The organism is Peribacillus sp. NPDC097675 (assembly GCF_050277655.1).
GTDB lineage: Bacteria > Bacillota > Bacilli > Bacillales > DSM-1321 > Peribacillus.
Map to the genome: position 1 here is coordinate 53350 of NZ_JBNNSK010000014.1, position 13181 is coordinate 66530.

A 13181-nucleotide genomic window follows, 5' to 3' on the forward strand; every position below is an offset into this window, starting at 1 on the left:
GAGAGAACGATAATGGGGGGAACAAGTTGAGTAAGTCATTTCGTATTGCATGGCATGCAGTAATCGATGAAGAATCCATTCTTGAAGGACGTAGTTTAGTGCAAGCTGATAGCGATCAAGCTGCAGCCAGTAAGTTAATTTATGAAAAATCCACAGAATATCGTCTAAGGCAACAATGGGTCATGATCGATTCATTGATTGAATTAGTGAATGAATAAAATGTAAAAGGAGACTCCGTTTTTTATAGGAGTCTCCTTATGTTTGTATATTTAGGGCATTGTTATCCACATGCAAAATATAAAAGAATCAAGGATTTTAGCTCCTTATCCACACTATCCACATAGTTATCCATAATTTACATTATTTTCATGTGAGTAAGACGAGTCTTAATGCCTATATTTTATCTGTGTATTCAGAAAATATCAACAATATCCACAGGCTTGTGGATAAGACGATGTGGATAAAAAGAGGCTGAAACGAATCAGCCCCTTAAAGCATGTGATTATTTACGATTGTGTGCACGACGATCTGCGGCATTGGCTCGTGCTTGAGCTTCCATATCATCTTGGTCGGCTAGTTCGGTAGAAAATTCTACATCAATTCCGTCACTTTTGAGGTTTTTCGGTACCTGTGGAAGTTTTTGTGTATTTTTGTCCCGATTATGGTGAATGTTATTTCGTCCCATGTTAGCGCCCCCTAGATGAAATATAAATAAGCAGGAAATGATATTAAATCATTTCCTGCTTATTTTGTACGCAATGGTCGATCAGCATGTACGGAAAAATGCTCCAAACTTAACGGCGTGATTTCTTTTGCGTAAAACCACCGGCACGGTCTGCCTGCTTGAATTCTCGTGAGTAAGTGACCGCTTGCATGCTCGATAAGTTACTTCTTTCTTTATCCGTTTTCTTTGCCATTGAGATCATCTCCATTTCGCGTGATAATCCTATTTTTTCCCAAAAACACTCAATCATACATGTAAAATATCTTCTAGCGCCATTTTAAGAGTAGGAAATGAAAATGTGAATTCCTCTTGTATGAGTTTGTTGGGCAGGACCTTTTGGCCCTCTAGGACGAGTACGCTCATTTCGCCAAGGGCAGCTTTTAAAAGGAATGGAGGAACAGGGAACCAGTGTGGCCGGTGCATGACGGTGCCGATCGTTTTACCGAACGTCTCCATCTGAACGGGGGTAGGTGCAGTGAAATTGACTGGACCTTGCACGGTTTGGTTTTTCATGCAAAAAGTGATGGCACGTGCGACATCCTGAATGTGAATCCAGGAAAGCCACTGGCTACCCTTGCCAATTTTTCCGCCTCCGAAAAGTTTGTAGGGAAGGGTCATCATCGGGAGCGCCCCTTCTTTTTCCCCAAGGATAACACCAAATCTTGTTAGAACGACCCGTTCACTGTATGAACTGGCCTTCATCGCTTCTTTTTCCCATAACTTGACCGTACGGGCGAGAAAGTCATCCCCGATGGAATCCGATGCTTCGGTAAAGGTTTCTTGATCGGATATGCCATAGTAGCCCACTGCACTTGCATTGATGAGGCACATTATTTTCTTTGGGAGCTTCGAGAGGATGCGGTTCATTTCTTTGGATGACTCGACCCTGCTTTCAACAATCCTGCGTTTCCGTTCCTGCGACCAACGACCGCTGTTTAAGGACTCCCCAGCGAGGTTAATGAATACATCAAGGTCCTCCAACTGTCGTTCAGGGCTTGCCCCTGCACTCAGCCAGCCCACATACTGGATCTGCTTTTGTTTTTTATGTTGATCGGGGTGTCTTGTCAATATATATAATTCATGATTTTCTTTTAATAATTCATCGATAAGAGCAGTTCCGACAAAACCACTTCCACCGGCAATGGCTATTTTCATGAAAATCACATCCTTTTTCTTTCTTTCCTTCACTTTAACATGCTCAAGTTCTTTTTTCATTTTTGGACGTGCTTGTCTAGAAAAGGTCTACGGAAACGGGTAAAGTAAAGAAGGGGGTGGAAAGTATGCCGAACATAACAAAAATAACGACCCAAAAGAAACGGACAGACCGTTACAACATATTTGTCGATGATAAATATGCGTTCAGTGTGGACGAAGAGGTCCTGCTGAAATTTCAGTTGAAAAAAGGGACGGTACTCGATGACTTGCTACTTGCCGAAGTGCAGTTTCATGACGAAATCCAAAAGGCGTTTACCGATGCCCTCAATTATTTATCCTACCGCATGCGTTCGGAATCGGAAGTACGCCTGTACCTAAAAAAGAAGGATTACGAAGAGCCTATTATAAAAGAAGCGATACATAAGCTATATAGCTTTCACTATTTAGACGATCTTGAATTTGCCAAGGCCTATGTCCGGACCCATGTGAATGGTGGCAATAAAGGGCCGATAACGCTAAAGCAGGAACTGAAGGAAAAAGGGATACAAGATAAGCTGATTGAGCAGGCTTTGATGGAGTACCCTCACGAGATCCGAGTCGAGCATGCAAGAAAGCTTGCTGGAAAATCAATAAAGAAGGAAAAGAACATCTCGGAACGGGCATTACGGCAGAAAGTGGAACAAACGTTAGCACGCAAAGGGTTTCCCCGGGATATCATTAATGAGGCATTGGAAGATGTGGCTGTGGAAAAAGATGAGGATGAACAATTTACCTCACTTTCGCATCAAGCCGAAAAGTTTCAACGCCGTTATCGGAATTATGAAGGCTTTGAATACACTCAAAAGATGAAGCAGGCCTTATACCGTAAAGGCTTTCCGCTTGAATTGATCGACCGCTATTTAAATGATTCAGAAATGGATTAAAGTTCCCTCATAGCCAAAACGCATAATTTTGTTTAAAATAGAAATATCTATTATTTCATGTAAGGAGCCTACATATGAGCGAGGTAAGATATAGCACCATGTCGGATTACGAACTGCAACAAGAAATTGCAACACTGACGGAAAAGGCGAGAAAAGCCGAGCAACTGGGTATGGTGAATGAATATTCCGTACTGGAACGTAAAGTAACCATGGCTAAAGCGTATCTGTTGAATCCGGATGATTTCAAAAAAGGTGAAATTTATCAAATCGATGGGGATCCAGGTGTCTATTTCAAAATAGACTATATGAATGGCGTTTTCGCCTGGGGATATCGTTTGGGTGGAGATGGGAAAGAGGAAGCGTTGCCCATTTCCATGTTGAAATAAAAAAGGAATCGTCAACGAACCGATTCCTTTGCTGATTGATTATTCTATTCCGTTCTTTCGTTTGAAGCTTTCATCCGTTCTTGTGGATGTGTATTAATGCTGCCATCCGCTCGTTTTGATGCATATCTCGCTTTTGCGCGAGGTTCGCCTTGGAATTTATTATTGTTTTGGTTAGGAAAACCTTTTTGTTTATTTCTCAAGTTTTTCTCCTCCAAGCATTAGAATAAGTAAAAAAATTGTTTCTGTTCTTTACTAGTATGGGTAAGGAACAGTAAAATTCAGTCTGTAAAAATATTGGCAACGGGGTGGTGGTTAAATGAATGATTACCATGAAAGATTAACCAAGATTTTGCTCGAGAAAAATGATCACATTACGTATGAGCAGGCTTTGACTTGGGTTGAGTTATTATGGGAAGATTTCGAGGCGACCTATGCGAAAGCAGGACATGAGTATGCAGGCGAAGAAATGACATCACGTGTTGTCAGAACCTGGATCGATAACTATGGAGAACGATTCCACGAATTCATTGCACAGAATCCAAAATATAAACATTTATTGGATCAACAGAATCACCTTCATTAAAAAAAGCTGATTCCATCGGATTTTTCTCCCATGGAATCAGCCTTTCTTATTTAGTCCTACAAAATAATATTCAATTTCTTCTTGAGTTTCGCTTCACTGAAAATCCATCCGGTAAATGAATTCAGGATGTTTAAGTCATCGTCCAGATGAACAACAGCGACAAAAGGGTAATATCCGTTGCTACGGTATCTTAAATCAATGAAACGGACTTCGTAATAGTCCTCATTTTGCTCAATTTCCCATCTATAAACTGGGGAAAAAGAGAGAAAGGCTGCCAAATTGATATCATGCTTGGCGGCTTCAAGAATTTCGCTGTCCGGAAGCGGAATTCGATTGAAGGTATCAAGAATGGTCACATAGCCGCGATCGGCACGGGCGACATAATAATGCTTTTCGGCAATCACGGCTATTCGCCAACGGTGATAACTCATGGTTGGTGATAAGAGGATTTTTCTCGCTCCCGGAATCTGTTGCCTGACTGCTCTCTTCACGAAGGCTCGTTCCCGGAAACGGGCGAGATAATAAAGGATGAGTATGGCATACATCGTAAGGAACAGATAACCTGGGGAGAAACCGTATCCCCATAATATCAGGCCGCCAACATGGATCCCGAAGATGAACGGGTCGAACGTATTGATGACCCCGAGTGCCACCCAATTTGAGGAAATTGGCCGTAGAGCCTGTGTCCCATAGGCGTTAAAGATATCGACGAAAACATGAAGGAATACGGCCAGAAATGTCCAGAGCCATAAATGAAGGTAATTCGCTTCAGGCATAATAAGAAAAAGGGTGCCACTAATAAGTAAGGGCCAAAGTAACACGGCGGGTATCGAATGCGTGATGCCCCGGTGGTTCCGTATATAAACAGCGTTATTCTTTAGTTTTAAAACGGTGTCGATGTCAGGAGCTTGTGATCCCAAAACCGTACCAGCCATTACTGCACTGAACGTAATGGGGTCTTGCGCAATGACAGGATCTAATGTGGCAAGTCCTCCAAGTGCAATTCCCATGACAAAGTGAGTACCTGTATCCAAAAGTTAAACCTCCCTGCCACAATTTAGAAAAATGTCTTCTTTCATCATACCGTACTTATATATTATCTATCAAATGAATATATTTTGACTTATTTATCTTTCCCATTAAAATAAAACGAATAAGTGCTGTTAAAAAAAGAATGCCCATTATTGTGTATTCCCATTTTTAATAAGAGTGTAACATCTTTGGAGGAACTAAACTGTGAAAGAAATAATGATACCAACCATAGAGAAAATAAATATCGAAGCGTTTCAAAAAGATTTGGTCGACTGGTTCCTTGAAGAACAAAGAGAATTGCCATGGCGGGAAAATAAGGACCCTTACAGGGTTTGGGTTTCTGAAATCATGCTGCAGCAAACGAGGGTCGATACCGTCATTCCCTACTTTAACCGGTTCGTGGACTGGTTCCCGACTCTTGATGATTTTGCGATGGCCGATGAGGAAAAGGTTTTAAAAGCATGGGAAGGTCTTGGGTATTACTCGAGGGTCCGTAATCTGCACAGTGCCGTCCAGGAAGTAAAGGCAACCTATAATGGCATTGTTCCCGATAGTCCCGAGGAAATTTCTAAATTAAAGGGTGTCGGACCCTACACAGCCGGAGCGATTTTGAGCATTGCCTATGGTAAGCCGGAACCGGCCGTAGATGGAAACGTCATGCGTGTGCTGTCACGTATCCTGATGATTTATGAAGATATCGCTAAACCAAAGACAAGAAAGACCTTCGAAGTGGCCGTCCGCAAGCTGATCGACCATAATCATACATCTGAATTCAATCAAGCCCTTATGGAATTGGGAGCACTCATATGCACACCAGGCAAGCCTGCTTGCTTGCTATGTCCTGTGCAAAGCCATTGCCTGGCATTTGAGGAGGGCGTACAGTCCGAGCTTCCAGTGAAAATCCAAAAGAAGAAATCTCGTGACGTGCCAATCGTTGCGGCGATATTGACGAATGAAGCAGGTGAATTCCTCATTCACAAGCGAGCTTCAGAAGGCTTGCTTGCAAATCTGTGGGAATTCCCGAACTTCGAGATCCATACGACCCTTCAGCATAAAAGGGACTTCTTCAAATCACGGTTTCAAGAAACGTACGGCAGCAAACCGGAACTGAATGATTCGCTCGTGAAAATTGAACATGTTTTCTCCCATCTAGTCTGGAAAATGGACACGTATACCGGATTGGTGAAGGAACCGATTGGTGAAGACATCCTAATGGAAAATCAACTGAGGTGGGTGAGTAAGACGGAGATGGAGGCGTATGCGTTTCCCGTATCTCACCAAAAAATGATGAAAGCCTATAACGATAGGGTTTAACTCGGTTTGATCTTTCTTTGTGGCAAATGAATTTCATAAAAAAAGATGCCGTAAATGGCATCTTTTTTATATATAACTCAATCGTAGCTTATTTCGGTACCATGCGTGTAATCGGCTTCCTGTCGTTTCAGTCCGCCTCTTCTTTCAATTTCTTGTACGATTTCTTTATGGATACTCTGTCCTTCTTGGTTCAAATAAGGTACCATTTGTTGAAGGGAGTGATGGAAATAAGCAAGTTCGCTACCTTCCCAATCAGATTTCTCCATCATGGACAACTCGGTCATATCACGTCCAACATACATAAGCACACACTCCTTTTTTATTAGGTATACTTTAATGTTCACTCAGAAGGGATGGAATAAACATATGGAACAAAAAGTAGCGCTCGTTACAGGAAGCAGTAAGGGTCTAGGAAGAAGCACGGCATTAAGGCTTGCAGAAGAAGGCTACGACCTTGTTATTAATTATGCCCGGAGCAAGTCCAAAGCATTAGAAGTGGCGGCTGAAATCGAGGCAATGGGGCGTAAAGCACTTGTCGTTAAGGCCAATGTGGGGGATGTCGCGAAAGTGAAAAATATGTTCGCGGAAATCGATGCCTATTATGGACGTTTGGATGTCTTCATCAACAATGCTGCATCGGGTGTACAACGTCCTTTAATGGATCTTGAAGAGACGCATTGGAATTGGACCATGGACATCAATACGAAAGCCCTTCTATTCTGCGCCCAAGAAGCGGCGAAGTTAATGGAAAGAAACGGCGGAGGGAAAATTGTCAGCATCAGTTCGCTTGGGTCGATCCGTTATTTGAAAAACTATACGGCTGTCGGAGTATCCAAAGCCGCACTTGAAGCGCTAACTAGGTATTTGGCGGTCGAATTGGCTTCAAGAAATATATGCGTCAATGCCGTTTCAGGTGGTGTCATCGATACGGATGCATTAAAATCTTTCCCGAACCGTGAACAAATGCTTGCGGAAGCGGCCGACCAAACACCTGCAGGAAGGATGGTCGAAATCGACGATATGGTGAACACGATTCTCTTCTTGATAGCAGACGAATCAAGCATGATTCGCGGACAAACAATCATCGTCGATGGAGGCATTTCCTTGCTTGTGTAAAATAATTGGTAAAAATTAGCCGGATAGTACACGATAATGATGGATATCTTATTATCGTGGAGGTGATATCAATGGCTAAGAACAAAACACAATCAGGTACTGACATCCAACAAGTGAAGAAACAAAACGCGCAATCTCAACAAGGCCAAGGCCAATACGGTACTGAGTTTGCAAGTGAAACAAATGTTCAAGAAGTGCAACAACAAAACCAAAAATCCCAAAGCAAAAAAAGCCAAGGGTAATTAACTCCAAACGATAAGGCATCCTTCTGTGAAGGGTGCCTTTTAATTTCTTCATTACACCTTACTTCCAGTCTTTTCTCCAATTTTTAACTGATTTAACGATGCTATCGTTACTCACCTTACAGGTTCCCTTCTTAACATTTACCCATAACCATAATAATCCATTCCGCATTGCCCAAAAAATAAAGATATTCAAAATACTTCACGTATACACTGTCTTTTTTCAAAGAGGTAAGTTTTAAAATTAAAGTAAAAGGAAATAGTGGATATTAATAGAATATACATACTATGGGAAAAATCAGATTTAGGATGGTGCAAATATGGAAGAATTTAACCGGCTTATTAACGCTCAGTTGAAAACGATGGAACAACTTTTATATGTCCAATCCGAAATCGAAAGATGCCAAGACATAGAGAAACAATTCCTTATGAAGCAGGAAGAAGATAAAGCAAAGTCCATTCAAGAGGAAATTCAAGATAGAAAAAAAGAACTAACGAAGATTCATGAAACGTTCGAACGGCAAACAGAGGATGTTATTCGTTATTATCAGCAGGAACAGGCCGCTGTACAATAAAACCATTTATTGGCTAATTTTCACGTAAGAATGAGGAAAAGGTCGTTTTTTTTGGTCTTTTTACACATTTTTACTGGAGATTAGCCTCTTTTGTTTTAAATTTACGAATAAATCGCTATAATATAGGAATATAGGGTAAATGGAAAAAATGTATATAATTTAAATTGCAAACGGTTGTAACGGAATAGGGCACAGAACGTTGAAAAGGTGTCTATAGAAAGTAGGGATAGATAAATGGGGATTGTTCCTGCCGAAGGAGGAAAAATCCAAATCCAAAGCTATAAACATAATGGACATATCCATCGTATCTGGGAAGAAACCACCGTATTGAAGGGAACTCAAAACTTGGTGATAGCTGCCAATGACCGGACGATCGTGACAGAATCGGATGGTAGGACCTGGATAACAAGGGAACCGGCGATTTGCTATTTTCATTCAAAGTATTGGTTTAATGTTATTGGCATGTTGAGAGAGGACGGGGTGTATTACTACTGTAATATCAGTTCTCCGTTCACATACGATCCGGAAGCATTGAAATACATTGATTATGATTTGGACATCAAAGTATTCCCAGATATGACGTTTAATTTGCTGGATGAGGATGAATACGAGAGACATTCAAAAGAGATGAATTATCCTGAAGCTATCGATAAGATTTTAAAGCAGAATGTAGACTATTTGATTTATATGATACGTCAGAGAAAGGGACCATTCTCAGCGGAATTCATTGATAGTTGGTATGAGCGTTATTTAACGTATCGATAAGTGAGATGGCCTGCTGCTAACCATGCAGGCTTTTTCTTTTGTAGATGGGTATGGAGAGTTTACTGGTTTGAGTAGGGTATAGTAAAAAGAGAAACTTGAGGAAAATGGAGGAACCCCGTGGGCAGCATTAAGAGATATATGCAATTCGTTAAGCCATATAAATGGCAGATTATCGGGACGGTCTTCATTGGCCTATTAAAGTTCGGGATTCCATTGTTGATTCCTTTGTTGAGTAAATATGTTGTGGATGACATCATCAACGGCAATCTGACGACTGCAGAGAAGAATGAACACCTTTTATGGGCAATGGGCATCATGGTATTCATTTTCGTGGCGATTAGACCTCCAATTGAATACTACCGGCAATATTTTGCCCAATGGACCGGAACAAAAATCTTATATGATATCCGTAATGATTTATTCACTCATGTACAAAAATTGAGCTTTAAGTATTATTCCAATACAAGGGTGGGCGAGGTCATCTCGAGGATGATCACCGATGTGGAGCAAACGAAGAATTTCGTGATCACTGGGTTGATGAACTTGTGGCTCGATATTGCGACCATCGCTATTGTCATAGTGATCATGTTTACGATGGATGTGAAGCTGACAATCGTATCTATTCTTATGCTGCCATTTTATGCATTCTCGATCAAGCATTTCTTCGGCAAGCTAAGGGTCTATACGAGAGTCCGTTCACAAGCTTTGGCCGATGTGCAGAGCCATCTTCATGAGCGTGTCTCCGGCATGTCTGTCATTAAAAGCTTTGCAATCGAAGACCGTGAACAGGAGCTGTTTGCGAAGCAAAATAAAAACTTCCTCGATAAGGCTCTCAAGCATACAAGCTGGAATGCCAAATCGTTTGCCGTCGTGAATACCATCACGGATATTGCGCCATTATTGGTGATTGGCTTTGCCGGTTATCAAGTCATACAGGGGCAGCTGACTCTAGGAACGATGGTTGCCTTCGTCGGCTTCATAGACAGGCTATACAATCCACTGCGCCGCGTCGTGAACTCTTCGACGACGATGACCCAAACCTTGGCTTCCATGGACCGGGTATTCGAATTCGTGGATGAGAAATATGATATTGACGATGCACCGGATTCAAAAGAACTGAAGAAAGTGGATGGACGTATCACGTTCAAGGATGTTTCGTTTGCCTATGACGAGAAGGAAGCGCCTGTTTTAAAACATATCAACCTGGATGTGTTGCCAGGTGAAACGATTGCCCTTGTCGGAATGAGCGGTGGTGGTAAATCCTCCATCGTCAGTCTGATCTCCCGTTTTTATGATGTTACGGAGGGGGCCGTGTTACTGGATGGAACCGATATTAGAAACTATCAAGTCCGAAGCTTGCGGGATAAGATCGGGATGGTGTTGCAAGATAACATCTTATTCAGTGAATCAGTCAAGGCCAATATCTTGATGGGAAAACCTGACGCTACGGACGAAGAAGTGTATGCAGCCGCAAAAGCAGCCAATGCCCATGACTTCATTATGGGTTTGAAAGAAGGCTACGAAACGAAAGTCGGCGAGCGTGGTGTGAAACTATCTGGTGGCCAAAAGCAAAGGGTGGCCATTGCCAGGGTATTCCTGAAAAACCCGCCGATCCTTGTCTTGGATGAAGCAACATCCGCCCTTGACCTGGAAAGTGAACATTACATTCAAGAAGCCCTTGATATTTTGGCGAAAGACCGAACCACAATCATCGTGGCACACCGTCTTTCCACCATTACGCATGCCGATCGAATTGTCCATATCGACAATGGGGAAATAACCGAAATCGGATCGCATGAAGAACTCATGCGAAAACAAGGCAATTATTATAAACTCTTTCAGGTCCAGCAATTGGATGATTGAATATAACTGAAAAAGATCATCTTGCTTTTGCGAGATGATCTTTTTTCTTGTGCAGAGATTGCAGAAAGAACGTCATAATATTACTTGAAAAGCAAAAAGGATGGATGGAGCAAATCATATTTGCTCCATCCATCCTTTTATTCAAGAGGCCTTTTTTTCGTACATAGGCTTTTTCTTGGTATGAGTCTTTTTCATCAAATACTTTAAATACTCCGGCAAGGCGATTCCTACGATAATCAAGAACATCCCAAACCATTGAAGCGGTGTGACGCCTTCGCCGAGGAAAATGACTGAAACGACCATCGCGGAAGGCAATTCCGCCGCACAAAGGATCGTCCCAAGACCGACACCGACTTTCGGCATACTGACGGCAAAGAAAAAGAAAGGAATTACAACACCAAGCGTGCCGAGCAAAAGACCGAAATGCCAAAGGTTGGTTTCGATAAGGTTGGTGGCAAGTGTTACCGGGTTGGTTGTGAAAACCGCAGTCAGCATGGCACCTGTCGCAATGAAAAACAAGCGTTTCATCGAAGGCTCTTCAACTGCGAACTTAGAGTTGCAAAGCATATAAAGAGCAAAAAGCAAGGCTGACAGAAGACCGAATAATACCCCGGTCAAACTAAGGGCAGATAAGGACTGGCCAAAGATTGCACCTGCAAATAATGTTCCTACGAACAGCAGACAGATGGAGAGGACCTTACTTCTGTCAGGAAGCCTTTTGTTGATGATGCTTTCGATGAGTACGCCAATCCAAGTGAACTGAAATAGAAATACGACGGCTATCGAAGCTGGAAGTTCCGCAACGGCCACAGCATATGCTTTTCCGACAAGCGCGGACATCATACCTGTAATAGCAAGCAAGCCGGCATTTTTCCACGAAATTTTATATTTAAACGAAAAAAGGAACAAAACGGCGACAATCAGCCACCCAATTAAATATTGGCTGCCAACTAGATTTCCAGAAGAGTGACCATCCTTGAATCCAAATTTCATCATTGTGGAGAGTGTACCGTATGAGATGGAACCGATTAGAACCATGATTGAATACTTCAAAAGTTGCATGTTTTTCACCCCTAAAAATAAAAATCGCCACCTGCCTAAGGCAAGTGACGAACGAAAAAAGGAAAATCCTTTTAAAATTCCGTCTCTCAGCAATTGCTGAGTTTAAACATGATTGTGTGATGAGTTATTTTAGCTTAATTCGTTTGTGAATAATTGTCAATGGAAAATCATATTTTCATTATAGTTAGATAATTTACATGTAGTAGACGAAGTTCTCCCATAGGTGGAACTAATCATAGGAGATTGATAGACATGAGGCTACAGACAAAACAAAAAAGACGGTTCTAGTAAACCGTCTCTTTAATTAATCTTCTTCATATTGGATCGACACTTCATTCTCATCTTTATGGTAAGATTGGAAGCTGACTATCAGCTTTTCAAGATGCTCCAATTGTTCATCATACTCAATGATGTACGAAATCAATGGTACAAGACGAGCGGAAAGGTGCCCGAGGTCATCATGCATTTCATCGACCTCGATTTGTTGCTCGAAGAAGAGGGCAAGAAGGTCTTTTCGACTCAAGGAACCTTGATCCCAATCATCGATTTCGTCGATGGATTTAATTTTTTCGATATGCAATAAAATCAGCTGTTCATGCTTACGGATGAGAGAATCCAGTTGGTGCAAGATGGTCTTCTGGAAATCCTCCGGCATATGGTTGATTTCATTTTCGAATTTATGAATCCTTCTCAAGGTCTCGAACGCCTTTTTCGTCGTGATGATCATTTGCCGATACACAACAAGCTTCCTCGATTTGGCAATGCTTTTCTTTTTGAAATATTCACGTTCTTCTTTGTACATGGAATAGATATGCTCCAAATCAAGCAAATCTTCTTTTAGCCGGCTAATATCTTTTTTCAATAAGGTATGTTCTGTAGCGTGCCTAGTACTGATGCGAATCCACTTCAATATATCCTCTGTCACATCTGTTATGCGTGTATAGAGCTTTGCTTCATATTTCGGCGGGATAAAAACAAGATTAACAATAAATGAGGCAATAATTCCAAGTAAAACGGATGAAAGGCGTACAAAGGCAAAATTTAAAAATTCTCCTGATTGGCTTTCCATGATTGCTATGACCGTCACGATAGAAAGTACGATCGTCTTATCCATTTTTAATTTTAAGTTTATAGTAATGACAACCATAACGGCCAAACCGATAATGAAAATATCATTACCAAATAATAATACGAAGGAAATGGCGACTAAGGCACCGATGATATTTCCCTGAATTTGTTCCAACACTGTCTGATAGGAACGGTAGATGGTTGGCTGTATGGCAAAAATCGCAGCAATCCCAGAAAGGACAGGAGCAGGAAGATTAAGCAATTCTGAAATATAAAGCGCTAAAACAATCGCTATTCCTGTTTTGAGAATGCGGGCACCAAACTTCATATATAGGTAAATCCTTTCTTATTGATGTAATTGTTCCTGATAAGA

The 13181-nt window shown here is 41.5% G+C and carries 18 protein-coding genes; 10 read left to right on the top strand and 8 right to left on the bottom strand.

The features are described from left to right. The first annotated feature begins 26 nt into the window (after window positions 1–26). The gene (locus ACQKL5_RS18625; protein ID WP_427610371.1) at window positions 27–218 is read left to right on the top strand and encodes a hypothetical protein; all 192 of its coding nucleotides are present in this window, start codon (window positions 27–29) and stop codon (window positions 216–218) included. Between the two features lie 284 nt (window positions 219–502). Here the strand turns inward: ACQKL5_RS18625 and ACQKL5_RS18630 are convergent, their stop codons facing one another. From ACQKL5_RS18630 to ACQKL5_RS18640, 3 genes are all read right to left on the bottom strand, one after another. Further along, complete coding sequence (locus ACQKL5_RS18630) at window positions 503–685, bottom strand: YfhD family protein (protein WP_427610372.1); 183 nt, start codon at window positions 683–685, stop codon at window positions 503–505. Window positions 686–794: 109 nt separating this feature from the next. Beyond that, a complete protein-coding gene (locus ACQKL5_RS18635; RefSeq protein WP_427610373.1) occupies window positions 795–917 on the bottom strand; it encodes a YfhE family protein in 123 nt (40 codons plus the stop codon). Between the two features lie 53 nt (window positions 918–970). Beyond that, window positions 971–1879: a TIGR01777 family oxidoreductase gene (locus ACQKL5_RS18640; protein ID WP_427610401.1), complete on the bottom strand. Its 909-nt coding sequence runs from the start codon at window positions 1877–1879 to the stop codon at window positions 971–973. Window positions 1880–2004: 125 nt separating this feature from the next. On the opposite strand from ACQKL5_RS18640, the gene recX reads away from it, so the two are divergent. After that, window positions 2005–2802: a recombination regulator RecX gene (gene recX, locus ACQKL5_RS18645; RefSeq protein WP_427610374.1), complete on the top strand. Its 798-nt coding sequence runs from the start codon at window positions 2005–2007 to the stop codon at window positions 2800–2802. A 74-nt stretch (window positions 2803–2876) separates the two neighbouring features. Further along, window positions 2877–3188: a YfhH family protein gene (locus ACQKL5_RS18650; RefSeq protein ID WP_402966175.1), complete on the top strand. Its 312-nt coding sequence runs from the start codon at window positions 2877–2879 to the stop codon at window positions 3186–3188. 44 nt (window positions 3189–3232) lie between these two features. Here the strand turns inward: ACQKL5_RS18650 and ACQKL5_RS18655 are convergent, their stop codons facing one another. After that, window positions 3233–3388 carry a small, acid-soluble spore protein K gene (locus ACQKL5_RS18655; RefSeq protein ID WP_402966173.1) on the bottom strand — a complete coding sequence of 52 codons (156 nt, stop codon included), beginning with the start codon at window positions 3386–3388 and terminating at the stop codon, window positions 3233–3235. A gap of 116 nt (window positions 3389–3504) precedes the next feature. On the opposite strand from ACQKL5_RS18655, the gene ACQKL5_RS18660 reads away from it, so the two are divergent. Next, the gene (locus ACQKL5_RS18660) at window positions 3505–3771 is read left to right on the top strand and encodes a YfhJ family protein (RefSeq protein WP_427610375.1); all 267 of its coding nucleotides are present in this window, start codon (window positions 3505–3507) and stop codon (window positions 3769–3771) included. Between the two features lie 56 nt (window positions 3772–3827). Here the strand turns inward: ACQKL5_RS18660 and ACQKL5_RS18665 are convergent, their stop codons facing one another. After that, window positions 3828–4805 carry a metal-dependent hydrolase gene (locus ACQKL5_RS18665; protein ID WP_427610376.1) on the bottom strand — a complete coding sequence of 326 codons (978 nt, stop codon included), beginning with the start codon at window positions 4803–4805 and terminating at the stop codon, window positions 3828–3830. Window positions 4806–5007: 202 nt separating this feature from the next. Here ACQKL5_RS18665 and mutY point away from each other — a divergent pair, with 202 nt between their 5' ends. Further along, window positions 5008–6117, top strand: coding sequence for an A/G-specific adenine glycosylase (gene mutY, locus ACQKL5_RS18670; RefSeq protein WP_427610377.1), 1110 nt, complete (start codon window positions 5008–5010; stop codon window positions 6115–6117). A gap of 77 nt (window positions 6118–6194) precedes the next feature. On the opposite strand, the gene ACQKL5_RS18675 is transcribed toward mutY, so the two are convergent. Then, the gene (locus ACQKL5_RS18675) at window positions 6195–6419 is read right to left on the bottom strand and encodes a hypothetical protein (protein WP_427610378.1); all 225 of its coding nucleotides are present in this window, start codon (window positions 6417–6419) and stop codon (window positions 6195–6197) included. A 64-nt stretch (window positions 6420–6483) separates the two neighbouring features. On the opposite strand from ACQKL5_RS18675, the gene fabL reads away from it, so the two are divergent. The 5 genes from fabL to ACQKL5_RS18700 all read left to right on the top strand — a co-directional run bounded on the left by fabL (window position 6484) and on the right by ACQKL5_RS18700 (window position 10678). Next, complete coding sequence (gene fabL, locus ACQKL5_RS18680; protein ID WP_427610379.1) at window positions 6484–7233, top strand: enoyl-[acyl-carrier-protein] reductase FabL; 750 nt, start codon at window positions 6484–6486, stop codon at window positions 7231–7233. A 71-nt stretch (window positions 7234–7304) separates the two neighbouring features. Then, window positions 7305–7475, top strand: coding sequence for a gamma-type small acid-soluble spore protein (locus ACQKL5_RS18685; protein ID WP_427610380.1), 171 nt, complete (start codon window positions 7305–7307; stop codon window positions 7473–7475). Window positions 7476–7795: 320 nt separating this feature from the next. After that, a complete protein-coding gene (locus ACQKL5_RS18690) occupies window positions 7796–8050 on the top strand; it encodes a YgaB family protein (protein ID WP_427610381.1) in 255 nt (84 codons plus the stop codon). Between the two features lie 234 nt (window positions 8051–8284). Then, window positions 8285–8815: a nucleoside tri-diphosphate phosphatase gene (gene ntdP, locus ACQKL5_RS18695; RefSeq protein WP_402966159.1), complete on the top strand. Its 531-nt coding sequence runs from the start codon at window positions 8285–8287 to the stop codon at window positions 8813–8815. A gap of 117 nt (window positions 8816–8932) precedes the next feature. Further along, entirely contained in the window at window positions 8933–10678 is a 1746-nt protein-coding gene (locus ACQKL5_RS18700) for an ABC transporter ATP-binding protein (RefSeq protein ID WP_427610382.1), read from the top strand. 141 nt (window positions 10679–10819) lie between these two features. Here the strand turns inward: ACQKL5_RS18700 and ACQKL5_RS18705 are convergent, their stop codons facing one another. After that, window positions 10820–11740 (bottom strand): EamA family transporter, encoded by a 921-nt coding sequence (locus ACQKL5_RS18705; RefSeq protein ID WP_427610383.1) that lies wholly within the window; start codon window positions 11738–11740, stop codon window positions 10820–10822. Between the two features lie 304 nt (window positions 11741–12044). Further along, window positions 12045–13136, bottom strand: a complete 1092-nt coding sequence (locus ACQKL5_RS18710) for an FUSC family protein (RefSeq protein ID WP_427610384.1) — start codon at window positions 13134–13136, stop codon at window positions 12045–12047. Window positions 13137–13181 lie beyond the last annotated feature (45 nt).